At 40.6% G+C, this 25,767-nt stretch carries 21 protein-coding genes; 12 read left to right on the top strand and 9 right to left on the bottom strand.

The window, feature by feature from the left end:
• Nucleotides 1-2: 2 nt before the first annotated feature.
• The 7 genes from G399_RS0105640 (at nucleotide 3) to G399_RS0105610 (ending at nucleotide 8,730) form a co-directional block, all read left to right on the top strand.
• The gene (locus tag G399_RS0105640) at nucleotides 3-2,216 is read left to right on the top strand and encodes an LPS-assembly protein LptD (RefSeq protein ID WP_006011693.1); all 2,214 of its coding nucleotides are present in this window, start codon (nucleotides 3-5) and stop codon (nucleotides 2,214-2,216) included.
• Nucleotides 2,217-2,236: 20 nt separating this feature from the next.
• Nucleotides 2,237-3,550 (top strand): peptidylprolyl isomerase SurA, encoded by a 1,314-nt coding sequence (gene surA, locus G399_RS0105635; RefSeq protein WP_264358391.1) that lies wholly within the window; start codon nucleotides 2,237-2,239, stop codon nucleotides 3,548-3,550.
• A complete protein-coding gene (gene pdxA / locus G399_RS0105630) occupies nucleotides 3,550-4,536 on the top strand; it encodes a 4-hydroxythreonine-4-phosphate dehydrogenase PdxA (protein ID WP_006011691.1) in 987 nt (328 codons plus the stop codon). Before surA ends, pdxA begins: the two co-directional genes overlap by 1 nt.
• The gene (rsmA, locus tag G399_RS0105625; RefSeq protein WP_006011690.1) at nucleotides 4,533-5,366 is read left to right on the top strand and encodes a 16S rRNA (adenine(1518)-N(6)/adenine(1519)-N(6))-dimethyltransferase RsmA; all 834 of its coding nucleotides are present in this window, start codon (nucleotides 4,533-4,535) and stop codon (nucleotides 5,364-5,366) included. The genes pdxA and rsmA overlap by 4 nt, the downstream gene beginning before the upstream one ends.
• Nucleotides 5,356-5,745: a Co2+/Mg2+ efflux protein ApaG gene (apaG, locus tag G399_RS0105620; RefSeq protein WP_006011689.1), complete on the top strand. Its 390-nt coding sequence runs from the start codon at nucleotides 5,356-5,358 to the stop codon at nucleotides 5,743-5,745. The genes rsmA and apaG overlap by 11 nt, the downstream gene beginning before the upstream one ends.
• Entirely contained in the window at nucleotides 5,745-6,560 is an 816-nt protein-coding gene (locus G399_RS0105615; protein WP_425304071.1) for a symmetrical bis(5'-nucleosyl)-tetraphosphatase, read from the top strand. Before apaG ends, G399_RS0105615 begins: the two co-directional genes overlap by 1 nt.
• A gap of 145 nt (nucleotides 6,561-6,705) precedes the next feature.
• Entirely contained in the window at nucleotides 6,706-8,730 is a 2,025-nt protein-coding gene (locus tag G399_RS0105610; protein WP_006011684.1) for a methyl-accepting chemotaxis protein, read from the top strand.
• Between the two features lie 155 nt (nucleotides 8,731-8,885).
• Here G399_RS0105610 and lysC read toward each other — a convergent pair whose 3' ends face one another.
• The 4 genes from lysC to G399_RS0105585 form a co-directional block, all read right to left on the bottom strand.
• On the bottom strand, nucleotides 8,886-10,235 hold the full coding sequence (lysC, locus tag G399_RS0105605; RefSeq protein ID WP_006011681.1) for a lysine-sensitive aspartokinase 3: 1,350 nt from the start codon (nucleotides 10,233-10,235) through the stop codon (nucleotides 8,886-8,888).
• Between the two features lie 72 nt (nucleotides 10,236-10,307).
• On the bottom strand, nucleotides 10,308-10,880 hold the full coding sequence (locus G399_RS0105600) for a DUF192 domain-containing protein (RefSeq protein ID WP_006011678.1): 573 nt from the start codon (nucleotides 10,878-10,880) through the stop codon (nucleotides 10,308-10,310).
• 254 nt (nucleotides 10,881-11,134) lie between these two features.
• Complete coding sequence (gene acnB / locus G399_RS0105595) at nucleotides 11,135-13,747, bottom strand: bifunctional aconitate hydratase 2/2-methylisocitrate dehydratase (RefSeq protein ID WP_006011675.1); 2,613 nt, start codon at nucleotides 13,745-13,747, stop codon at nucleotides 11,135-11,137.
• A 214-nt stretch (nucleotides 13,748-13,961) separates the two neighbouring features.
• The gene (locus tag G399_RS0105585; protein WP_006011673.1) at nucleotides 13,962-15,116 is read right to left on the bottom strand and encodes a PQQ-dependent sugar dehydrogenase; all 1,155 of its coding nucleotides are present in this window, start codon (nucleotides 15,114-15,116) and stop codon (nucleotides 13,962-13,964) included.
• A 139-nt stretch (nucleotides 15,117-15,255) separates the two neighbouring features.
• Between G399_RS0105585 and G399_RS0105580 the strand changes: the two genes are divergently transcribed.
• From G399_RS0105580 to G399_RS0105565, 3 genes are all read left to right on the top strand, one after another.
• On the top strand, nucleotides 15,256-15,786 hold the full coding sequence (locus G399_RS0105580; RefSeq protein ID WP_006011672.1) for a hypothetical protein: 531 nt from the start codon (nucleotides 15,256-15,258) through the stop codon (nucleotides 15,784-15,786).
• A 242-nt stretch (nucleotides 15,787-16,028) separates the two neighbouring features.
• Entirely contained in the window at nucleotides 16,029-17,048 is a 1,020-nt protein-coding gene (locus tag G399_RS0105575) for an AEC family transporter (RefSeq protein ID WP_006011671.1), read from the top strand.
• Between the two features lie 352 nt (nucleotides 17,049-17,400).
• Complete coding sequence (locus tag G399_RS0105565) at nucleotides 17,401-18,489, top strand: methyl-accepting chemotaxis protein (RefSeq protein WP_006011669.1); 1,089 nt, start codon at nucleotides 17,401-17,403, stop codon at nucleotides 18,487-18,489.
• Between the two features lie 59 nt (nucleotides 18,490-18,548).
• Here G399_RS0105565 and G399_RS0105560 read toward each other — a convergent pair whose 3' ends face one another.
• From G399_RS0105560 to G399_RS0105550, 3 genes are all read right to left on the bottom strand, one after another.
• A complete protein-coding gene (locus G399_RS0105560; RefSeq protein WP_006011668.1) occupies nucleotides 18,549-19,262 on the bottom strand; it encodes an aspartate/glutamate racemase family protein in 714 nt (237 codons plus the stop codon).
• Between the two features lie 26 nt (nucleotides 19,263-19,288).
• Nucleotides 19,289-20,221, bottom strand: a complete 933-nt coding sequence (locus tag G399_RS0105555; protein ID WP_006011667.1) for a hypothetical protein — start codon at nucleotides 20,219-20,221, stop codon at nucleotides 19,289-19,291.
• Between the two features lie 150 nt (nucleotides 20,222-20,371).
• The gene (locus G399_RS0105550) at nucleotides 20,372-20,872 is read right to left on the bottom strand and encodes a lactoylglutathione lyase family protein (RefSeq protein ID WP_006011665.1); all 501 of its coding nucleotides are present in this window, start codon (nucleotides 20,870-20,872) and stop codon (nucleotides 20,372-20,374) included.
• A gap of 93 nt (nucleotides 20,873-20,965) precedes the next feature.
• Between G399_RS0105550 and G399_RS0105545 the strand changes: the two genes are divergently transcribed.
• Entirely contained in the window at nucleotides 20,966-21,841 is an 876-nt protein-coding gene (locus G399_RS0105545) for a LysR family transcriptional regulator (RefSeq protein WP_006011664.1), read from the top strand.
• A gap of 539 nt (nucleotides 21,842-22,380) precedes the next feature.
• Here G399_RS0105545 and G399_RS0105540 read toward each other — a convergent pair.
• Nucleotides 22,381-23,145: a PEP-CTERM sorting domain-containing protein gene (locus tag G399_RS0105540; protein ID WP_226988969.1), complete on the bottom strand. Its 765-nt coding sequence runs from the start codon at nucleotides 23,143-23,145 to the stop codon at nucleotides 22,381-22,383.
• Between the two features lie 453 nt (nucleotides 23,146-23,598).
• Between G399_RS0105540 and G399_RS0105535 the strand changes: the two genes are divergently transcribed.
• Complete coding sequence (locus G399_RS0105535) at nucleotides 23,599-23,817, top strand: hypothetical protein (protein WP_006011662.1); 219 nt, start codon at nucleotides 23,599-23,601, stop codon at nucleotides 23,815-23,817.
• A 777-nt stretch (nucleotides 23,818-24,594) separates the two neighbouring features.
• Here the strand turns inward: G399_RS0105535 and tuf are convergent.
• A partial coding sequence (tuf, locus tag G399_RS0105525; RefSeq protein WP_026843505.1) for an elongation factor Tu occupies nucleotides 24,595-25,767 on the bottom strand: 1,173 nt, incomplete at its 5' end.

Below are 25,767 nucleotides of genomic sequence, written 5' to 3'. Positions count from 1 at the left end.
TGATGATCAAATTGTTCTCTACTATCACGTTTAGCATCAGTGCATTTTTTGTAAGTGCGCAAAGCATTGAGCTGTGCGTCCCGCCAAGTACTCAATTTGACCCTGCACTATTGACCACTGACAATAAAATTAGAGTCAGTTCTGACGCCGCTCAAATGATCCAGAACAGGTCAGCCTTATTCAATGGTAATGTTACTATTGCTAGTCCAAATTCAATGATCAATGCTAACGTTGCACAAATCGACGACAACGGCAAACAAGTCACCGCTAGTGGCGATGTGCTCTATCGTGACCAAGCATTGCAAGTTGAAAGTCAAGGCGTTGAATTAAATAGCGACCTGCAGCTTTTGCAGATGCAAGATACTGAATACCAATTTAAAGATATCGCAGGGCGAGGTTCAGCCGATTTACTTTCACTTTCGGGTGAACAAGGACTACGCTTAGAACAAGTCTCATTTACCACTTGCCCAAAAGGTGGCGAAGATTGGAAAATGTTTGCAAGCGAAATAGTGATTGGCAAAGATAGTCCTTTCGGCGAAGCTTACAACACCAATTTTTACGTTGGAGGTGTTCCGGTATTTTGGCTTCCCTACTTTGCTTTCCCCGTTACGGCTGGACGTCAAAGCGGTTTGTTGTTTCCAAATATCGGTAGTTCAAGTCGCACTGGTGTTGAATATGAACAACCATTGTATTGGAATATTGCACCAAATTATGATGCCACTATTTCACCAAGGCTCATGACAAATCGCGGTATTCAACTGAAAACAGAGTTCCGTTATCTATTCAGCCAAAGCCAAGGTGAAGTGCAATTAGAATACTTACCCAAAGATATCGATACCGATACACAAGATGAACGATATTTTTATCGCTATTTGCATCAAGGCAAAATCAGTGACAATTGGAATGTAAACATTGATTTCAGTGGAATAAGCGATGACAACTATATAGTTGACCTCGGGTCTGACTACTATAATCGTGCCGACACGCATTTATACCGCCAAGCTGGGGTGAGCTACTACTCATCTAACTTAGATTTCTCATTGAATTTCCGAGATTTTGAAGTGGTAGGTGACCATCCAGACGTGTATCGTGCGTTACCTGAAATGAAGCTCAATTATAACACTGACTTAGGACAATATGTTGATTTCACGCTAGCAAGTGAAGCCGCTTATTTTGAAAATTCACTGGATTCAAAACCGAATGCTTTTCGGGTTCATATTGAACCTAGTTTGTCACTCCCCTACCAGCGTGCATGGGGTGAGTTATTAGCAGAAGTAAGTTTACTGCAAACATACTATGAACAGGAACTGCCTCAAGAAACAGCAGCACGGCTTGACGCAAGTGTTAGCAGGACAGTTGGTCAAGGAAGATTATACGGTTCACTGATTTTCGAGAAAGAAGACTTAGTATTAGACCGTAAGTACTTGTTCACCATCGAACCAAAAGCACAATACCTTTATACTAGTTTTGAAGAGCAAAACAATATTGGGCTTTATGATACAACTCCCTTGTTAACCACTTTTAATAATTTGTTTCGAGGTCAAGAATTTACCGGGCTGGATCGAATTAACGACAATAATCAAATTACCTTAGGTGCCACTGCTCGATTGGTAGACCAGCAAAATAGAGAAAAACTCACCTTGAGTATCGGCCAGATATTTCACTTACAAGACAGTAAATTAGTAAGTAGCGTAAGAAAAGATAATCGTTCGGCTTTGGCGGCAGAATTTGATTGGCAAGTGAACCAACGCTGGTTTTTACACTCTGATATTCAGATTGCCACGCAAACACAAAAAGTTGAACGCAGTAGTGTTGCTACTGAGTACCGTATTGACGATAATAAACTGATCCAGGTGAACCATCGTTACATTCGTGACCTGTCAGGAGAAGAAATAAACCAATTTGGTGTAACCGCTAGTTGGCCAATAAACCAAAAGTGGCATTGGGTGGGACGTGTTTATAGAGATGCCAACCTATCGAGAACGACTGAAAGCTTCACTGGCATTCAGTACGAGAGTTGCTGTTGGGCATTGCGTGTCACTTACCAGCGCAGCCTAAGCAATAGATTCGATGCCACCGGTTTGCGAACAACCGACGAGTTCGAATCAGGTATTGCCCTACAATTTATTATAAAAGGTATTGGCAGCCGAAGAAGTAATTCCGATATTTTAGAGCAAGGTATGTTTGGTTATCGCCAACCCTATGTTTTGAATTAACTAGATTTAGACCTTATATAATTAGAGAAAATATGAAATACAGATTATTAAAAGTAAGCTTACTGAGTGTTACCGTAGTTTTCAGCATGCTGGCAAACGCGGTTGAACAAAGTCTCGATAAAGTATCTGTCATTGTAGACCAAGGCGTTGTTCTTGAGAGTGAAATATCTGACCTTGTTGATGGCGTAAAACAAGGTGCAATTGCTCAAGGACAAGCATTACCGTCAGACAGAGCATTGCGCACTCAAGCAATTGAACGTTTGATTTTAAAAAGTCTGCAAATGCAAATGGCAGAGCGCATGGGTATTCAAATTAGCGACCCGCAACTAGAACAAACCATTGGCAACATCGCAGACAAAGACAATATCAGCATCGATCAATTGCGCAAACAAGTTCAAGCCGACGGCTTAACCTACGAAGTGTATCGTGAAAAAGTACGTGAGGAATTAATAACGGGTGAAGTAACGCGTGCAAATGTAAGACGTCGTGTTTACATCACACCACAAGAGATCGATACTTTAGTTAATTTAATCAATCAGCAAGGTGCCGAGCAAGCTGAATATCGCTTAGGCCACATCCTTATTGCGGTGCCATCAGGTGCTACTGAAGAGCAAATTTCTATTTCCAGAGGTACAGCAGACAAAGTACTTGAACTATTAAACTCAGGGTCTGATTTTACTAAAATTGCGATTGCGTCATCTTCTGGTCCAAAGGCGCTTGAGGGTGGTGATATGGGTTGGATGAACGTTAACTCTATGCCTACATTGTTTGCAGAAGCGATACAAGGTGAGAAACAAGAGGCTTTGATTGGGCCACTTCGCAGTGGCGCAGGTTTTCATGTTTTAAAAATATTGGAATCAAGAGGCGTCGAGATTGTTGAAATAGAAGAAGTTAACGCACGCCATATTTTGGTGAAACCATCTATTATCCTCAGTGATCAAAAAGCAGAACAGATGTTACAAGAATTTCGTACTACGTTGATTGAAGGTGAAGAAGACTTCGCTACGTTAGCGAAAATTCATTCAGAAGACCCGGGGTCCGCTTTGAAAGGGGGCGTATTAGGTTGGAATGATCCAAGTATATACGTGCCTGAGTTTAAAGCAGCACTGAGTACACTTAAAAAAGATGAATATAGCCAACCAATCAGAACTGTGCACGGTTGGCATTTAATACAGCTAATTGAGCGTCGTATTGATGATGCGACAGAAAAACGTAAAGAAGATCGTGCGTATCAATTATTATTTAACAGAAAATTTAATGAAGAAACCGATACTTGGTTGCGTGAAATGCGCGATGGTGCTTACATTGAATTACTTGATAAAAAAGACCTGTAATGTCAAAAATTTTAAAGATTGCTGTTACCCCCGGTGAGCCTGCAGGTATTGGCCCGGACCTTATTATTATTTTATCTCAACAAGTTTGGGATGCCCAATTGGTGGTTTATGCTGACGCAGATATGCTGCAAGAACGCGCAAAGATGCTCGGAATTGCTCTGGATATCATTCCCTACGAGGATGGCAGTACTTACTTGCAGCAACCTGGACAGTTAATTGTTAAGCATACTCCAGTGGCTGTTCCTGTAGTAGCAGGGGAATTGAATAGCGACAATGGCCATTATGTTGTTGAGACATTACGCCAAGCTTGTGATGAAAACATGAGCGGAAAATTCGACGCTGTTGTTACTGGCCCAGTGCATAAAGGCATTATTAATAAGGCGGGAATTTCGTTTAGTGGTCACACCGAGTTTTTTGCGAATCAATCCAATTGCAGTGACGTTGTTATGATGCTTGCGACGGAAGGTTTGCGAGTGTGCTTAGCGACAACGCATATTCCATTGCAATATGTTTCACAAGCAATCACGCCGGAGCGCTTGGATAAAGTGATTCATATTATTCATACCGATATGAAGCTAAAATTCGGTATTGAATCACCTAAAATTTATGTTTGTGGTCTAAACCCACATGCCGGAGAAGATGGTCATTTAGGTAAAGAGGAGATATTAGTTATTACTCCGAAATTAGATGAACTGCGCGCCCAAGGCATTAATTTAGTTGGTCCTCTTCCTGCTGATACTATATTCCAACCGAAGTATTTAGAACAGGCCGATGCGGTATTGGCGATGTATCACGATCAGGGTTTACCCGTTTTGAAATACAAAGGTTTTGGAGCATCGGTGAATATCACTCTTGGACTTCCTTTTATCAGAACCTCTGTGGATCATGGCACCGCTGCTGATCTCGCAGGTTCTGGTAATATCGACTGTGGTAGTTTCAGCCTGGCGATAAATAAAGCCATCAAACTGGCTAGGAAAAAAACATGAGTCAAAAGCATTTGGGCCACACGGCAAGAAAACGCTTTGGTCAAAACTTTCTTCATGATCAATATGTAATTGATCAAATCGTGTCGGCGATTAATCCAAAACAGGGTGAAAACCTGGTAGAAATTGGACCCGGTTTAGGTGCATTAACTGACCTCGTTGCCGAAGAAGTGGACCATTTAACTGTTGTTGAGCTCGATAGAGACCTAGCAAAAAGATTACGTGAGCACCCGCTCCTCGGTAAAAAGTTAACCGTTATAGAAGAAGATGCGCTGAAATTCGATTTCGCTAGCTTAGTCAAAACAGACGGCGACTTAAGAATTTTTGGCAACCTGCCATATAATATTTCGACCCCGTTAATGTTTCACTTATTTTCTTTCACTAAAAAAGTGAAGGATATGCACTTCATGTTACAAAATGAAGTAGTAAAGCGCCTGTGTGCAACCCATGGCGATAGGCTTTATGGTCGTTTATCGGTAATGGCGCAATATTATTGCCAACCTATTCCTGTTGTTGCCGTTCCACCAAGCGCATTTAAACCTGCTCCAAAGGTAGACTCTGCTTTTGTTAGACTTATTCCGCATGCACAGCCCCCAGCTCAAGTTGACAACATAGACCGTTTACAGCAAGTTGTTACCGTTGCATTTAATCAACGCAGAAAGACTATCCGTAATAGTTTAAAAGAATTAATGACGCATGAAGAAATTGAAGCCTTGGGCATTAAGCCTGAACTAAGAGCCGAAGCCTTATCTTTACAACAGTTTGCTTTACTAGCCAATTACGTTGAAAAAAAACGTATAGATGCTGAGATAGAAGGAAAAAATGCAAAATAACGCAATGAATAAATCAATAAGTATTAGCACAAAAACAGCATTTATTGGACTGCAAGATAGTGGGGATAGAACCCCTGTTTATGTTTTTAGTTACACCGTAACGATTAATAATAACCTAGCTCAACCAGCTCAGCTTAAGAGCCGATATTGGTTAATTACCAATGGCGATGGCGAAAAAGTAGAGGTACAAGGTGAAGGTGTTGTGGGTGAGCAACCCATTATTCAGCCAAACGAGAGTTTTGAATACACAAGTGCCTCAATGATAAAGACAGAAGTCGGTACAATGGAAGGCTACTATGAATTTGAATTTGCGGATGGTCAATTTCATCGCGAGCAAATCCCCGTCTTTAATTTATCAAAACCAAATAGTATTCATTGATTTTGATCACCAAGAATTATGTCGTAGGCGATATTCAAGGGTGTTACAAAGGCTTGCGCAAACTTCTAAAAAGTGCAAGGTTTGATGCAAAAACAGATAAGTTATGGGCCGTAGGTGACCTCATTGCGCGCGGGCCTCAATCATTGGAAACGCTAAAATATTTAAAAGATTTAGGTACTCCACATTTTGATACAGTACTCGGTAATCACGACTTACACCTCATTGCTATGGCTCATGGTATTAGCACGCCTAAGCCCGTAGATAAGTTAGATCCTTTAATTAAACACAAGTCATTTGGTGAGCTCATTGACTGGTTATGCACTAAAAAATTGGCTTTAAAGCCAGCAAAAGACCACTTTATCTCACACGCAGGCTTATACCCTATGTGGTCCACAAAAAAGGCGCTTTCGCTTTCAGATGAAGTCAGTGAAGCGTTAATGGGTGGCGAGCAATTTCAATTTTTGAAAAATATGTACGCTAATTACCCAACCGTTTGGAATGATAATTTAGAGGGTCATGAGCGGCTTCGCTTTGTCGTAAACGCCCTCACACGAATGCGCTTTTTAAGCGACAACGCGCTGGAATTCAAAACTAAGTGTCATCCCGAGTTAGCGCCTAAAGAACTAACTCCTTGGTACCTTTATCCAAATTCCGATGTGAAACAAAACAAAACTCTTATATTCGGGCATTGGGCATCGTTAATGGGTGAGACCAATAATCAGAAAGTAATTGCACTGGATACTGGTTTCGTATGGGGCAAGACAATGACATTGTATTGCATAGAGACAAAACAGTTTTTTTCACAACAAGCATAAAGAAAAACTTATGCGTACCGATACCTTGATGTAGACATAGTTATAAATCTGCTTACGCGAGTGTTAGGTAAAATGAACTACTCTCTATCACCTGTTCAAAAGTCGTAATTGTTACCAGAAAATCGGGTAATTAGGGGTCAAAAAAATGAATCTTACAGTAAAAATGCGAGTCATTAGCGGATTTAGCATCATCAGTTGTCTGCTCGTATTGTTAAGTATACTCTCCCTTTTCAGCTTAAATGAGATTGAGAATGCAACTGACGAGGTAAGCGATTTAGCCTTACCCACGGTTGGTGGCAGTAATAGCTTAAAAGCATCGTTCTTAAATATGGGCCGCTTGACCTTTGAAGCCTATGTTACGACTAATCAAACGGATTTGAACGAAAAACTAGTCTCATTTGAGGCGAGTAGAGGCAGTTTTGATGAACAGTTAACTGTCTTGCGTAGCGTTGTTCAATATGAAAGCAACTTGAAAAGCGCACTTGGTGAAGTTGAAGTTGTTTATGATAGCTACTCTCAAAATGCAACAAAGGTATACAGCAATCACCTCTTAGAGCAAGACCTCAAGGATAGTGTAGATACTAAATATGCGATTATTGAAGACAGCGTTGATGACGCAACTTCATTCCTCCTAGACTTTGCAGATTTAGATACCGTGCTTGACTCGCGCGTGCTTTCTGAAGTCGCGGTTGAAGGCGTAAAACTAGAATCAAATTTACTTTCAATTTTATCCTCTATCGCAGACTATGTTTCTACCGAAACCTTGCAGCGAGCTGATATTCGAGGCAAAGAAGTCCTTCTCAGGGTAGCTCAAGCTGAAGAGCAATTTGCCGCGATGCTAGGTATGTCAAATGGCCAAGACGATACAGGTACGCTGGATGAAGTAGGTGAGTTAATTGATACTATTAAACAAACCATTGTAGGAACTAGTGGCATTCTAACTTATCAAGTGACTAAGTTAGAAAGGGCAATAGATTCGGAAAGCTTCTTGATAGCATCTGATGAAGATATTTCTCGAGGACTCGAGTCATTAGAGAGTTTACTGAAATTAGCTAATAGTAAGGCTGCATCGCTCAAGCAGGGCGTAAGCGATCAAGTTGTCTCAAGCATACAATGGGTTATTATTATGGTACTGGTATCACTGGGCATTGCCGCCTTTACTGCTTACCAAAGCGTAACTGCTATTACAAAACCATTGGCTAAAGTTAATGAGCTTCTCAAAATCGCATCTTCTGGCGATCTAACACATCGATTGGACGATTCCTCCACCGACGAATTCGGAGTGCTGTCGAAAAACTGCAACGCTCTAATTCAAAATCTTAAGACACTTATCGAGGGGATCCACGGCAGAGCCGAACAACTTGCAGCAGCGTCAGGTGAAACATCATCAGTGACTGAGCAAACAACACGCTCCATACAAGAACAAAAGTCTCAAATATCACAAGTTGCTGCGGCAACTACTGAAATGCACAGTACCTCTCAATTAGTATTACAAAGTGCTGACGATACGCTAAAACAAATTGGTCAAGCCGATAATGAAGCGGAAAAAGTGAAACAGATTTCAATGGAAAATAAGCGCACTATTGAAGTACTAGCGCGTGACGTGCAAGAAGCAGCGGATGTTATCAACAAGTTGCATGAAGACAGTGCTTCAATTGGTGGCATTCTTGACGTTATTCGAGGTGTTGCGGACCAAACTAACTTACTCGCATTGAACGCAGCTATTGAAGCAGCTCGAGCTGGTGAACAAGGTCGCGGATTTGCCGTGGTTGCGGATGAAGTTCGTACCTTAGCAAGTCGCACGCAAAAATCGACACAAGAAATTAATTCAATGATAGAAGTGTTGCAAGCCGGTGCTGAAAAAGCAGTATCGGTTATGACACAAGGCAAGCATCAAGCTGAGATTTGCGTAGCACAAACCGAAAAAGCAGCGAAAGCGCTTGATTTGATAACCGATGCTGTGCACAAAGCACATGAAGTTAGCACTCGAATTGAGCAAGCAGCTCGCGAGCAGAATCAGGTGTCAGCGGAAATCAGCGAAAAGCTTGAGACCATCGTTGGGATTGCTGAGGAAACGACATTAGGAGCTCAACAAACAACAGAGTCGAGTGCTGAAGTTGCTAGACTGGCGGATGAGTTACAAGAGTCTATTGGCACATTTAAGGTTTAGCATTTACCCCTTTGAGCGGCAAAAAAAAGAGGGAGCCTCGGCCCTCATAATTGAAGTAACGATGTCAGTAGTTAAAACAAAAAAGCGATTTCGGTTTGATACGGAATCGCTTTTTTATTGGCTGGTACTTCGCAGACATGACGAATACCGTTTTATTATTCAAACAATGCTTTGTGCAACACCTTAACCACATCTTCGCTGTCGGTATTGCTCACTACAAATGATAGATTGTGTGGGTTTGCACCAAAGCATATCATGCGCAAATTAAAGTCTGTCACAGCCTCAAAAATTTTACTAGATACACCTGTAGAGCTATGCATGTTATTACCCACAACTGTCACCACATCATATCCCTGCTCAATCGTGACATCACAAATTGTGGTCAATTCAGCAAGTGTTTCTTTGTTCATCTTTTCAGACACAGAGTTAGGCGGATTATCTAGTGTAAAGGATACCGAAATCTCAGAAGTCGTGACTAAGTCCACTGAAAGGTTGTGTTTAGCGATAATCGTAAAAACACTCTGTAGGAAGCCCTGAGCATACATCATCTTCGGAGTCTTCACCGTCACCATAACTTGGTCTTTACGTCTGGTAATCGCTCTATAAGCAGGTTCATGCGCACAGTCTCTAACAATCCAAGTGCCGCCTTTTTCAGGTTCACGGCTAGAGCCTACAAATACTTTGATGTTTTGCCTAAGCGCCGGTTCCATTGTTGCAGGATGCAGTACTTTTGCACCAAAAGTGGCCATTTCTGCCGCCTCTTCAAAACTCAGTTCAGGTAAAGGACGGGCTTTGTCGGTGATGCGAGGATCTGTTGTATAGACACCAATGACATCAGTCCAAATTTCACAAGTCTGTGCATCAATAGCTTCAGCTAACAGTGCTGCTGTAAAATCAGAACCTCCACGGCCAAGTGTGGTTGTTCTACCTTGTTCATCTGCACCAACGAAACCTTGAGTCACAATCACCGAATTGTATAATTCTGGGAGCAACAATGCTTGTGCAAGCTGCCTAATAACCGCAAGATTTGGTGCTGCTTGCGTAAACGTTGAGTCAGTACGAAGTACTTTTCTGACATCGAAATTAGTTGCCGAAATACCGAATTCTCTGAGTACCGCTGCGAACAGCAGTGAAGACATACGCTCACCCATCGACACTAGCGCATCTTTTAAATCGTCTCTAAAATTAATTTCTTCATGTTTTGCCAAGTCCGTCAATTCAACTAACAAAACGTTAAGCTTGTCTTTGACCTCTTGCGGTTTTTTTAACTGAGCAACGATGGCAAGCTCAATTACTTTAATCTTTTCTACAATTTCTTCAACTTGCTGGCTCGTTAACGCGGTGTTAGCCAATGCCACTAAATGGTTGGTCACTCCAGCCGAAGCGCTGACCACAACAATTCTTGTATTTGTGTTATTAGCGATTATTCGCGCACAATTACCTATAGTGCTATATGTGGCTACGCTAGTTCCGCCAAATTTGGCAACATTCAACACTGCATTCATTTACTTTTATCTTCCCTTCCATTAACCCAAAGAAACACATTATAGACGGCGACTAAACGCAGCCAATTTATACTATTTGAATGAAGGTTGCTTAACGCGACCTTCTATAGAGATTTTATCACCCACTTTTATCTTATTTTTCGCAAACCACCCCTGATTCATTTCTAAGGCATAAAGTACCTGTTTCGAAGATTTAACCGAAGTAAGGTCCAAGGGCTCCAATTGCATGATGTCGATTATTTTACCATCTACGGTTATATATGCTAAATCCAGTGGAACAAAGGTGTTTTTCATCCAGATACTAGCCATGCGCTCAACGTCAAACTGAAAGAGCATGCCACAGTCCTCACATAAGCGCTTGCGATACATCAATCCCAATGCTCTTTCTTCAAAAGAATCGGCAAATTCAACTTGAAGAGATTTATTGGCAAACGAGATATTTATATGACTGTCATCGGCTAGTAAGGCTAACTCTTCCTCTGTTAGTTCATCGCTAGTATTGATTATGACTTGTTTTATATCGGCCTGACCGGACTTGACTAAATCGGCTGTGTTGTCATTTTGTGCGCAGGCTTGGAGTGAAAATAATGTGGTAAATATAATCGCAACAAAACAAACTATACTGTTGTGTGGGTATTTTTTCACGACCTAATCCTTGTTATTATTATGTGCTTGTATGGCTCAATCGCGGCTTTGTTAAATAGACCATAGTATGTATCTTATTAAAACACCTGTTAATTACTTTTTTATTCTTTACACAATGATTTAGCTCTAAGGCACAAAACAAAAGTAAAAAAACGCCGAGCCCCTTATACAGAGTCTCGGCGTTTTTACTGTTTACCATATCCGAGTAAGGGGTGTTTATTGCCACCACCTACGTTATCAACATTACATCGATTTTACGCGATATTCAACGCTGGGATGATGTTTGCTTTCGCTGCTTCAGCCGCTTTGCTAAACTTAGGCATGCGATCAAAGTTTAAGTAACGGAATACTTCATCGCTCATTGATTCAATTTTGCTCGCGTATTCCATATATTCATCAGCGGTTGGTATACGACCAACAATAGCACCGACTGCCGCCATTTCAGCTGAACACAAATATACATTTGCGCCATCACCTAAACGGTTTGGGAAGTTACGCGTTGATGTCGACAAGACTGTCGCACCTGCAAGCACACGAGCTTGGTTACCCATACATAATGAACAACCTGACATTTCCATTCTTACGCCAGCTTTACCATAAATACTAAAATAGCCTTCTTCCATTAACTGGGCTTCGTCCATTTTCGTCGGTGGAGACATCCACAAACGAGTTGGCAATGTGCCTTTGAATTGTTCAAGAAGCTTACCCGCAGCTCTGAAGTGGCCAATGTTAGTCATACATGAGCCAATGAATACTTCATCAACTTTATCACCAGAAACGTCAGATAATGTTCTAGCATCGTCCGGATCATTTGGGCAACACAAGATTGGCTCATTAATTTCAGCTAAATCAATCTCAAGCACTTCTACGTATTCTGCATCGGCATCTGCTTGCATTAGTGTTGGCTTAGCTAACCATTCTTCCATTTTGCGTGCGCGACGCTCTAATGTTCTTACATCGCCATAGCCTTCGTTTATCATCCATCGAAGCATAGTGATGTTTGACGTCAAGTACTCGGCAATTGACGCTTCGGATAATTTAATTGTACAACCAGCAGCAGAGCGCTCTGCAGAAGCGTCAGACAATTCGAATGCTTGCTCAACCGTCAAATCATTCAAGCCTTCAATTTCTAATATGCGACCAGAAAACGCATTGATTTTGCCTTTTTTAGCAACCGTTAATAAACCGTTCTTAATGCCATACATCGGGATCGCGTGAACTAGGTCACGAAGCGTAATACCGGGCTTCATTTTACCTTTAAAGCGAACCAATATGGATTCAGGCATATCTAAAGGCATGACACCTGTCGCTGCTGCGAATGCAACTAAGCCCGAACCGGCAGGGAATGAAATCCCCATTGGGAAACGCGTATGTGAGTCACCGCCAGTGCCAACTGTATCAGGCAATAACATGCGATTTAGCCAAGAATGAATGATACCGTCACCTGGGCGTAATGAAACACCACCACGATTCATAATGAAATCAGGTAATGTATGCTGAGTATCGATATCCACAGGCTTCGGATAAGCAGCAGTGTGACAGAATGACTGCATGGTTAAATCAGCGGTAAAGCCTAAACAGGCTAAATCCTTAAGCTCATCGCGCGTCATAGGTCCCGTTGTGTCTTGTGAGCCCACAGTGGTCATTTTAGGTTCGCAGTAAGTACCCGGACGAATACCTTCTACACCGCAGGCTTTACCGACCATTTTTTGCGCCAGTGTAAAGCCTTTGTTTGAAGCAGCCGGTACCAGAGGCTTGCGGAACATATCATTTGCTTCTAAGCCTAGAGCTTCGCGAGCTTTATCAGTTAAGCCTCGACCAATGATAAGATTAATACGACCACCAGCACGAACTTCATCAAGTAATACGTCTGACTTATATTCAAAAGTCGACAGTAGTTCGCCTGTTGCCGCGTTTTTAACTTCACCCGCGAATGGATAGATGTCAATCACATCACCCATGTTTAGTTTGTCGACGTCAGCTTCAAATACCAATGCCCCCGCATCTTCCATGGTGTTGTAGAAAATTGGAGCCACTTTACCGCCGATACACACACAACCACCGCGTTTATTTGGTACACCAGGAAGATCATCACCAAAGAACCATAACACGGAGTTTGTAGCCGATTTACGCGAGGAACCAGTTCCAACGACATCACCAACAAATACAACCGGATGACCAATGGCTTTAATTTCTTCAATTTGAGCAAGCGGGCCTAGTTCACCATGAACTTCAGGTGTTAAACCATCACGTGTCATTTTATACATTGCGCGAGCATGCAGAGGAATATCGGGACGAGACCAAGCATCAGGTGCTGGTGATAAGTCATCTGTGTTAGTTTCACCTGTGACTTTGAAAACAGACATAGTGATTTTGTCGGCTAAATCATCGCGAGAAGTAAACCACTCACCTTCAGCCCAAGAATGCATAATATCGGTGGCAAATTCGTTACCGGCTCTGTGTTTCTCTTCCACGTCATGGAAGGCATCAAACATTAACAAGGTATGCTTGAGTTCTTCTGCAGCAAGTTCGGCTAAGTCATTGTTGTCTAGCAAACCCACTAACGTTTCGATGTTGTAACCACCATGCATGTTACCAAGTAACTGCACAGCAGCATCAGCACTGACTAAGTCGCAAGACTCTTCGCCTTTGGCTATCGCACTTAAAAATACGGCTTTAACATAAGCGGCTTCATCAACGCCAGGAGGCACGCGTTCTGAAATTAGTTCTAATAAAAATGCTTCTTCGCCTGCTGGCGGATTCTTCAATAATTCAACGAGGCCAGCAACTTGCTCTGGATTCAATGGCTTTGGTGGGATACCCTCAGCGGCACGTTCTTCTACGTGTTTACGATAATCTTCTAACACTATTTAACCCTCTTTTTGATGCTGGTTTCTGTTCATATCAGTTGTTCATAAAAATAGAACTAACCTGCAGGAATAAACTTGATTGTAAATTTCAACTCACATTATAACGCGTAACGTCAAGAATTTGAATGGCAAAAGCTTTGCAACGAACAATAGCCGATATTCATCAAACTAATTGCTTTAATGATGTTAATGGATTTGATTTATATTAGTCCTATTTCGTCACTAGCGTAAAAATCTGAGCATTCTCACCATCGGTCAATAATAAAATATTCCCATCACTGCCTTGTTCTATATCCCTGAGCCTATATTTGAAATTTGGCAGTAAAATACGCTCATTGGACATGTTTTCGCCATTTAGCATTATCGCTCGCAATTGATTAAACTTGAGTGAGGTCACGATTAAATGTTGAGATAACGAAGGCAACTTATCAGACTGATATAGGATCATGCCTGAGGGCGCAATAGAGGGAGTCCAATCAAAATCGGGTTGTTGCATTCCGGTATACTCTGTAAATGGGGTGATCACAGCACCGGAATAATCTCGACCATTGGTGATAATTGGCCAACCATAATTGTTGCCTTTTTCAATCATATTGATTTCATCACCACCCGCAGGACCGTGCTCATGCGAAATAATCAATCCTGAAACACTCACCAATAATGCTTGAGGATTTCGATGCCCCAGACTAAACACATAGTTAGCGTTGCTGTCAGGCGCTTCTTTGTTGTAAAAAGGATTATCGACTAAGGCTTTACCAACATCGCTTACTCGAATTATTTTACCTAAGTGCGAAGACTTAAGCTGCGCTTGCTCACGGAAATCAAACCCGTCGCCAGTAGTTATAAGAAGGCTATTATCGTCTAAAAAAGCGAGGCGACCACCATAATGTACAGGAGTGTTCTTATCTGTTTTGACGATGAAAACGTCTTCAATTACTGAAATTTCGTTGCCCGAATTAGGCAGTTTAAACCTCACTATTTTCAGTCGATTTGAATCACTTGTGCCAGCACTATAACTTAGGTATATCCAGCCATTTAATGCAAAATCGGGATGAAAAGCCAAATCAAGGAATCCACCCTGACTATCCGCAAACAAATCATCTATCGAAGTGGAGAAAACGTGTTTGTTCCATTGTTGGTCAAACACAATAATACTGCCGCTTCTATCAGTTACAAATATTTCATTGTCTGGAGAAAGGTTAATTGACCATGACTTAGGCAATCCATCGACAAGCAATTCAACATCAAAGTTAATGTCAATTGCTGCTGGCGTAGCCTGAGCATATGCTGCTTGCCAATTAAACGAGGCAAGTAATAAAGATGAAGCAATCACCCTAGTGATGAGCGTGGGAAGTTTGTTTAACATCATTATCCTTTTTAGATAGAAGCGCATAAGTTGTATGCGTTATGTCTTATTATTAACATAATAAAACGAGAAGATAATAACCGCAACTTAAGAAAAAAACATATATAGTGGCAATAAACCAACTTGGAGCAGTAAAATTTTGGACGTTAACACTAACAATCATCAAAGAACTAAATTAGTGCGTTTCGGCTTGTTTATTTTCCAACTATTAATCACTACTATTGTCACGTTTGTCATTGCTAGTGCATTACACACTCAGTTCGTTCTATCTGGTTTGATTTCTGTCGGTGCTGAAATTCCATTAAGTGTGAGAATAGAGACTATTTTTGTTGATTTTGTAGGTTTGCTTCCAACCTACGGCGCCATCATTTTCGTTGGCATGCTGATTGCCATGACCGTCGCCGTATTGCTCGCAAAAAAGATACGAACAAAGCCTCTGGAACAGGCGACTGATCAGCCACAAAACAGTCAAAAATCAGCACTTTGGGTTTATACGCTCGCAGGGGCTGTGGCCATGTTTACTTTGTTGGCCGCCATGCATCCGATATTAAACGTGAGCATCATTGCGGGCGCCAGAGGCTTTTCAGGCTTACTCACACAAAGTATAGCAGGAGCGATTGGGGGCACCGTGTTTGGATTGATCAGAGGTAGCACAAACAAGTACTCGTAGTCAAAAAGCAGTTTTTAGAGTGCATATAAGACTCCGAAGGAATTACACGTAATCGACGAGTTACCTAAGTCAACTGTCGGCGCAGTTTAAGGTTGATGTTCTTTAACATTAATGACTCTTGTTGTTAATGACTCTTATTGTTAATGACTCTTATTGTTAATGACTCTTGTTGTTAATGACTCTGCACTTGTCAATTACAAGTCAGAGTAATCATTATTGAGCCACTCTTAAAAAAGTTTGCAATGTGCAAACGTAAATTTGAGAAATATCAATGCAAAGCGCGTATCATCGCGCATTATTTCGTCTTGAGACACTCTGTGTTAGATAATAAAGCCATCATCGATTTTGCATTTTCAGTCATTGGTCCCGTCATTCTGCTAATCGCATTCGGATACGGACTCTACAAAAGCGGTTTAATGACAGATGACTTTGTTGAACGAGCCAGCCGTTTAATTTTCAATTTTGCACTACCTGCACTTTTGTTTACAACAATCAGCAAAAACAATGTCGATGCAATGTCGCAATTGAATATATTAATAATTGGCGTGTTAGGCACAGTAGCAATTTGCGCTATTATGATGCTCATTAGCCCTTTCCTAGTGACTCGGCGCAGTGATCGCGGTGTTGTTATTCAAGGCGCATTTCGCTCAAACATGGGGATTATTGGATTAGCCTATTGCTCTAATGCTTATGGCGATGCTGGTTTGGCGTTGGGGTCTATCTATCTAGGTGCAATGACAATTACCTACAATATTATTAGTGTCGGTATTTTAAATTTTTATTTAGACAGCAAAACGTCCTTCATAAAAGTAGTCAAAGGTGTCATTAGTAATCCAATTATTCTATCTATCGTGGCAGCACTTCTGGTTTCTACATTCAATATTGAGATCCCGAACATAGCACTCAATAGCCTTGGCTACTTTGCGCAATTAACTTTACCGTTAGCGTTGCTGTGCACTGGCGCAGCATTGAGATTCTCAAGTTTTAGAAGTGATGCAAAAGCGGCCGCGTTAAGTATATTCGTAAAATGTCTGGTTTACCCAAGCGTTATTGTTTTAGCTGCGATCTATTTCGATATAAGCGGCATAAAACTTGGCATTGTGTATCTTATGTCAATTGCGCCAACCGCGGCGGCAAGCTACGTTATGGTGCGTAAGATAGGAGGCAATCATCAGTTAGCGGCTCATATCATTGCTATTAGTACTATATTGTCGGTGCCAATCACCATTGTTGGCTATACTTTACTGGCTGCTTATTTGTAATACTGTCTTAAAACTAATTTACCAAGAAGCAATTCATGGATAAAAACAAGGATGTTAATAAGCGTCATTTTAAATTAACAAAAAGAAATGTACTCATTGCGATTTTTATTTTTTGTATTTCCATCGGTTTATCTATGCTAATTTTAGCCGAACTATAATGCTAATTATCAAATCTCACTTATTCTTTTTTAACATTGACCGATATATTAAGTTACTTACTCAATAGTAATTATTGTTAGCTACAATTTATATTAATTTTACACCATGGCGGTTTATTGGAAGTTTCATCTCTAAAAGGTACTTATCTTTTGATAAACACAGCAAATCAATTACTTAATCAATGGAACAATATATGTTTGTGTTAGCCTCAAATTATCAAAAATTGGAACGTGAAAACGCACAGTTGAAAGTTCAATTAAACGATGTGAATTCACTTTTGTCCGAACAAAAGGCAGAAAACCACGCATTAACCCAAGAATTAAACATGCCGAATCCTAATGAGGAATTCGAAAAATCATTAGTCAAATGTACACTCGAATCATTAGCTCAAGTTGAAGGAATAAGACAGACAGTCTTGGAATCATTTCTCAGTATTCAAGCTGAAAGTGAGTCTGTTGAAAAAATAAATATTTTATTTGACCTTTCAACTTCCTCTTTGAGTGATATCGCAAACTCAATGAGCGGCTTAAACATAAAAATGAGCAGTATGACCCAGAACATATCAGGACTTTCTGATAAAGCTGACCACATCAATAAATTTGTTTCTACCATTACAAGTATTTCTGACCAAACAAATTTGTTAGCTTTAAACGCTGCTATTGAAGCCGCAAGAGCAGGTGATGCCGGCCGTGGTTTTAGCGTTGTGGCGGATGAAGTTCGCTCTTTAGCGACTGAAACAAATAAATCAGCAAGTGAAGTAGCTGATTTAGTTGGTAACATTATTTCTTCAACAAAAACAGCAGTAGAATCAGCAGAGGATGTTAAACACAACAATGAAACACTTTCAGTTGGTGTAAACACACTGAGTGAAAACTACAGTTCGATTGTCACTAGTAGCAATAAAATGAAGTCAACTATTGAAGAATCGGCTCATCGGACATTCATTCAAACCGTTAAGCTGGACCATATCGTTTGGAAAAGTGAAGTCTATGCTGTGATCCATGGAATGAGTAAAAAATTAGCTCAAGACTTTGTCAGCCACAAAAATTGTCGACTAGGCCAGTGGTACGATACAAATGGCATGCAAAAATATTCAAACGTTGGATCTTTTAGAAGCCTGGATCAGCCTCATGCCGAAGTTCACAATGAGGGTGCTAAAGCACTTGAAGCCTTCGCGGATCAAAACCAAGAACAAACGATAATGGCCTTACAAAAAATGGAGAATGCAAGTCAAAAAGTGATGGGCTATTTAGACGACATTGCTAACTTTAGTCAGGCCTAACCAGCACTTCATTATGCTGGCCCGAGTAATTATTCTTGGGGCCAGCCTCACTTTTTAATTTAAGACAGTGCTAACTCAACAGCCGCTTTAGTATGCAGTTCTGTTGTATTAAATAATGGAGCTTGTGGTAAATCCTTCGGTTGCAGCAACAGAAATATTTCGGTACAACCTAATATAATCCCCTGCGCACCTGCTGATAATAAGTTTTCACACACTTTGATATATGCTTGCTTAGAAGCCGCTGTTATTTTCCCTCTAACCAGTTCATCAAAAATTATTTTATCCACTATAATTTGCTCTGCTTGATTTGGCGAAATCACATCGATATCAAATTTTTGCTTAAATCGGTCTTTAATATAGCCTGCTTGCATCACCGGTTTTGTTCCTAAGATACCGACTTTATTGAGTTTTGCATCTTTTATTGCTCGTCCTGTTGGATCACTAATATGAATAAACGGAATGTTAACCACAGTGTCAATATTATCGAGAACACAGTGCATCGTATTACTCACACAAATCAGCATGTCGGCTCCACCAAGTTCTGCACCTTTTGCCTTAGCTTCAATATAAGTGCGAGCTTCATCCCATAATCCATTTCTTACATAATATTCAATATTACCAAAATTAAGACCTTGAATAAGTGTCTCTGCAATTTCCCAACCGCCCAAGCGCTGATTTATTAATTCATTAATCATTCTATAATATTCAGACGTTGCTTGATTGCTCATACCGCCAAGAATACCGATTGTTTTCATTTTAGTCGGTCGAGTCATAATAATTCCTTTAAATACGCCTATTGCTATTCAAAAGTGTAACCGACACCAAGAATGAACCGAGAGTTTTGGTCAAACAGATCGAAACGGGCAAACGCTTTCCAGTTTTTCGAATTAAACAGTGCAGTATCTGATTCGATCGACAAACCATGCCCGGTTGTAATGAAGTCTTCCGTAAGCTCAGCTCGTGCACCAAAGTTATCACTTACGTACGAATAATAAGCATAATAAGCTACATCCGTTGCAAATAATGTCAGACTGTCTTCAATACCAATAACAACTTTGGTCTTCGATGTTGAAACGCGACTAATTAGCTCAAATGAATAGATCGGTGAATGTGCAAGAAATAAACGGTACTCTGCTCTGACAAAATTGGCTTGTGTCATTCGCTCAAGACTAATCTCATAACTTGAAACATCATTAATATAAGACGACATTTCCAGTTCCACATAATTCAGCTTTTTAAATGCGTCGAGTGCGGTTTCCGCTTGATCATCTTCCAGCTCACCGAGGACCATTTCAAACTTTGTTTTTGAGGAGTAAGCATAGACATGTCTAGCACCTTTAATCCAACCGTCCTTTGCAAGACCGCTAGAAGAAACTCGTCCTTTATAAGTTGGAATGACTCCAATTTCTGTCTTGCTGCCTAATGCGCCTGTGTGTTTGAAATAGATATGACGAAGTTTGAAGTGGTTAGAAATATCACTATCAATAGTATTATAGCTGGAAGAGAATTCGTTACCCGTGACGCCAAAAGCGTTGATACTCCACTTTGAATTAGGAATATGAAACGCTGAATAAGCGCGAACCCGATATTGAAATCGATGCTCACGATTAGAACGATCATCAAAACGAAGTTGAGTTTGTACTTTGTATTCAAGGTTATCATCCGCACTAAAAACCGGATGCATTGGAATAATTAACAAGAATGCAATTAGTGTAAAACGCGAAGCTGCCATTTGTTCTCTTTAAAATATATAGGGCGTACCCACGAGATAATGCAACAAATATAGCTATGTAGAAAAAATTAAACAAGTAAGACTTGTTATTATTGTTGTCGCCTTAGGAAAGCAGATTTTATATTCCTAAGGCGATAGTCAATTGTTAAGTTATTCAGCTACCGCCGCATAGGTTAGTTCATAACTATGGCTGTATATTTCGAGAATATTTCCGAATGGGTCTTCCATATATATCATTCTGTATGGTTTTTCGCCGGGATAATAGTAACGCGGTTTTTCCATTCGTTTTTTACCGCCGGCTTCGACGATCTTGATGACTAATTCCTCTAAATTAGGATCTTGAACACAAAAATGGAATACGCCCGTTTTCCAGTATTCAAAGTTATTTTCAGGTTGCTCTTGGTTAGTAAACTCAAACAGTTCGACTCCAATGCGATCGCCCGTTGATAAATGAGCTATTTTAAACTGCCCCCAACTGGCCCCAAATACATCGGTGCACATTACGCCAATCGGAGAGTCATCCTCTAAAACGGTTGTCGGCGCCACTAACTGATACCATCCTAAGACGTCGGTATAAAATTTAACTGCCTTGTCGATATCTGGAACTGAAATACCGATGTGTGAAAAGGTTCTTGGATATGCTTTACTCATGATTGTTACCTTTGCTGATTAGATAGGTGAATTATACCTCTCATGTTAAAATAGAAAAATTATGATTTATTATAATTATGAGAACATACGGTAATGATTAATCAACATTTATTGAAGACATTTTGCACTCTTGTTGATATCGGTCACTTCACGCGCACAGCCGACCAGCTTTTCATGACGCAGTCTGGCGTTAGTCAGCACATCAAAAAACTCGAGTTACAGCTTGAAACTCCACTACTAATAAGAGACGGAAAGTCGTTTTCATTAACGGATGCAGGTGAACAGTTATATCAAAGAGGTCATGAGCTTTTACGGTCGTCTGAAGAACTAGAACAATTGATCAAACATGACGAAACATATGAAGGTAAAATAAAAATTGCTTCGCCAGGAAGCGTTGGGCTGCGCCTCTATCCATTCCTGCTTAATCAGCAGCGCTTGTATCCAAATCTGCTTGTAGATTACGTTTTTGCCCCAAATCGGGATATTGAACGTGCGTTAGCTGATCGTAAGATTGACCTAGGCATACTCACCGATCTAAGCAAACTTAGCAACGTGTCGAGTAAGAAAATAGCGATCGAACCGCTCGTTTTAGTAACATCAAATAATGTCACATCGGTTAACTGGCAAAAATTGCTTGAGTTAGGATTTATTTCGCATCCAGATGCGCCCCATCATGGGCGACTTTTGCTGAGTGAAAATTTTGAAGAATTTAAACACGTTGAACAATTCATGCATAAGGGCTTTTCAAACCAAATTAGCCTGATATTGGAACCGGTAAGCAGAGGATTCGGATTTACGGTCCTACCATTGCATGCCGCACAAGCTTTCCGTCAACAAGACCTCGTAAAAATACATTACCTCAATAACCCTGTTGGCGAAAATCTGTATTTGTGCCTTAATCGTATAGCAATGACTCCTAATCGGATACAATTTATTAAAAGTGCGATTACGAGTTACTTGGCAGACTAAAATTTGAGCCTTGATAAATAAACTTACTTCAAGATCTTGAAGCTCACGATACTCTTTGAATATATTAAAGTTTGAAACTAAGCATTGAAGATTGGAACTGAATGAATGGTCGATATGCTAACGGCCCGAGTCTGCGGCATGTAACATAGTAATCGTCTGCGTTGTTCTGGCGATAGTTCACATAAAAGCCAATTGCGACCATTAAGGCCGTATAAACAAAGATAATTCCAGTATCAAGAGCAGCTAGAGTAGCTTCCTTCTTTTAAAGTTAAGAAAGAATAAAATACATTCCTAATCTAAGTAACAAGCGTCGATTTTGCCGCTTTGTTTGGCCATTGCGTTGCCTATTGAAAAAGAGTAAGTAGAAATAGAAGCTATCTTTTGTAGGTCAACGCTAATTTTTTATTGCTAACATTTTATCGATTGTTGCAAATTAGAACAATTGGTCTACTTAGCAGTTAAGTATAGCAAGTCACAGCTTTACGACCGAAAGGCTCTTTTGCGGGCGTATACCTCTAAATGCTAAATTCCTGCTTAGGCTAAACGCATAAAACACTAATTTTACGTTTTCTAATCGTAAACAAAAGCGCTAGCCCAACCAAGAGTAAACTACTAGGTTCGGGAACCTGCTGTAGATTTTCAGCAAAGCCAAAGCTATCTACGATTAAAAAGTATTCTTCGGAATCACCATCAGCTAAATCAAAAATAAAATTGACGGCAAAAGAATCAGAGACACCAAACGTACCGGGTCCTTCAATAAGACTATCTAATTCAATCCAGTCTTCAAAAACCCTCTCACCCGAACTATTTTTAATAAAAAATCCAGCTGTAGCATAGACTTCTTCGTCACTACTAGAAGTGAAAATATTGGCAAACCACGTTATGTCAAAGGTCACATCTACGGAAATATTCGAGCCTGTATTATTTCCAAAATTGAAAAAACCATGCGTTTCCCATGAACTTTGAACAAAACCTCCAATACCGTCTAATTGGCCATTCGCCGCCGCACTGACGGTGCCAGTCTCATTCGCCCCAAGTGAAAAGTCAGAGAAATCGCTGCCACTGTTGTTACCCGAAGCACTACCTTCAACGTAAACAAGTCCATCAAATAAATCTGTCCCAAATTGATTGACCGACACTGTTGACGAAATTTCAACGTCAACACCTGTATCAAAACTTCCGATAATAGTGGCTTGAGATTGTGTGAAAAATAAACTGAGAGTCGACAAGAGCAGTCCCAAACCCATTTTTCTAGCCGACCTTTGTTTTTGCCTTTTGAGTTCCTTTATGCATGTATTAGTCACTTTTTTACCCCATTAATATTGAATGAGTTTTCCTTAGTAATCGAACGTCCTTGCGCAACGAGCAACATACTGCTCGCTCATCTAGAGTAACCTAACCTCCTTTGTAACCTGTTCTATGTCCACATATGTTTGTCATATATCCACAACAAAGCTCATGTTAATCAAAATCAGCATGTCGGCAATCCGATAGCCTTTATGCTTACACACAAGGAACAATTAAATTTAGTCAAAAAACGAAGGCCAATCTCGATTGGTAATCGTGGTCTGTTGCTATTCAAACGTATCACGCTTAGAACAACTCTGAATCTTTTGTGAGCATCAACAAGTCTAAAGAAATACAGATTACTTGAACGCCGGGTGGTCACTCATTCCGTTCTGTGAAATCGGTAGCATTGATAGTTAAAAAGTAGTACCCAATGTAACGTTACCCGGCATTACTATGGGGATGTTAGTATGGGACACGTAGCGAGAACTCAAGGTACAAAACTTAGCAATGATACTGCTAGCTCTGTTTCTGGAAAAACATTAGGAAAAGGGGTTACTTCGAATGTTGTCGCCGGTTCCGGTGTAGCCGTAACAAGAAAATTTTCAATAGCTTTGCAAATGCCTGAAGTAGTCAATAGTACTCTGGAAAATACAGGTAACTGTTTACCTGCAAACTCTCATTGCTGATAAAAGGTCGATTGAGTAGTTTATGAATATAAATAAGATTTTCTTACATACTTACAGCACTAAAAATTTTTTAGTATATGGTTTTAAGTCTTCCTTGCAGTTAGGAAAAGCTATTTTTATTCTATTCTTCTTGATGATAGTTTTGACAGCATTGTCTAATGGTATAGACGGTATAAAAGGATATGTAAACTCTGTAAATTACTTGGCTTTAGTTAAAGAGTTGTTCGTGTTTTTGATATCCGTTTCGATAATTTTTTTACTTTTTGTTATTGGTTATAATTTATATTTATCAATTTCATATTGTTCAAAAAATTCAATTCAATTCAATTAATAAATTTTTATAAAAAAGATATTCAAGAAATCATAGATATTTGGGCACAGAATAAATTTGACGGATCAATCAATAAGTAACTTCTGTATATAACTTACTAGATTAGCACGCTGGGTTTGCTAGGAGGCTGATTATGCTCGTTGCTGCATCGATATTTGGTGTTAGATTGATGGTTGATTGTTGATTGTTGATTGTTCGTGAATGCTAAATCGCCGTGCTTAACCTCGGCCCACACGCCACACGTGCGTGGTAAGCAGTAAAAGGAGGGGAAGGAGCGTCTTAACCTACACAAACCTTCTAATGGCAGGGATGCCATTAGCGAGCGGCCAAGGAAGGCGAACAGCGCGTTTGTGTGGGTGAAGACGCTCCCTCCCCTCCTTTTACTGCTTTTCCTTAAGTAAAAAAAAGGCGCTCAATGAGCGCCTTTTTTAGGATTTAATGCGGTATTACGCAACAATCTTTGATACAACACCAGCACCTACTGTGCGGCCACCTTCACGGATTGCGAAGCGTAAACCTTCGTCCATCGCGATAGGAGCAATGAGTTCAACTTCAAACTTCAAGTTGTCACCTGGCATAACCATCTCTACGCCTTCAGGAAGCTCTACAGCACCTGTGACGTCAGTTGTACGGAAGTAAAACTGTGGACGATAGCCTTTGAAAAATGGAGTATGACGGCCGCCTTCATCTTTGCTTAGGATATATACTTCAGCTTCGAACTTAGTATGTGGATTGATTGAACCAGGCTTCGCTAATACTTGACCACGTTCTACGTCTTCACGCTTAGTACCACGTAATAGAACACCGACGTTCTCGCCAGCACGACCTTCGTCTAACAGCTTACGGAACATTTCGACGCCCGTACACGTTGTTTTAACGGTGTCTTTAATACCAACGATTTCTACTTCTTCGCCGACTTTAACAATACCTTGCTCAACACGACCAGTAACAACTGTACCACGGCCTGATATTGAGAATACATCTTCGATTGGAAGAATGAACGGCTTATCAACATCGCGCTTTGGCTCTGGAATATAGCTATCCAGTGCTTCAGCTAGCTCAAGAATTTTCGCTTCCCATACTGGGTCGCCTTCAAGTGCTTTAAGTGCTGAACCTTGAATTACCGGTAAATCATCACCTGGGAATTCGTATTCTGTTAACAACTCACGAACTTCCATTTCTACTAGTTCTAGTAATTCTTCGTCATCAACCATGTCACATTTATTCATGAAAACGATCATGTAAGGAATACCCACTTGGCGACCTAACAAGATGTGCTCACGGGTTTGTGGCATAGGGCCGTCCGTTGCCGCAACAACTAATATACCGCCATCCATTTGCGCAGCACCGGTGATCATGTTTTTAATATAATCGGCGTGACCAGGGCAATCTACGTGTGCATAGTGACGTGCAGGTGTATCATATTCTACGTGTGATGTAGAAATTGTGATACCGCGTTCACGCTCTTCTGGTGCATTATCGATTTGGTCAAATGCTTGAGCGCTACCGCCGTAAGTCTTTGCTAATACCGACGTGATTGCCGCTGTAAGAGTTGTTTTACCGTGGTCAACGTGGCCGATAGTACCAACGTTTACGTGTGGTTTATTACGTTCAAACTT

This window comes from Brumicola pallidula DSM 14239 = ACAM 615, assembly GCF_000428905.1.
Lineage (GTDB): Bacteria > Pseudomonadota > Gammaproteobacteria > Enterobacterales > Alteromonadaceae > Glaciecola > Glaciecola pallidula.
Note: the sequence above shows the minus strand (reverse complement) of the source record. Positions and strands in the feature narration are given on the sequence as shown.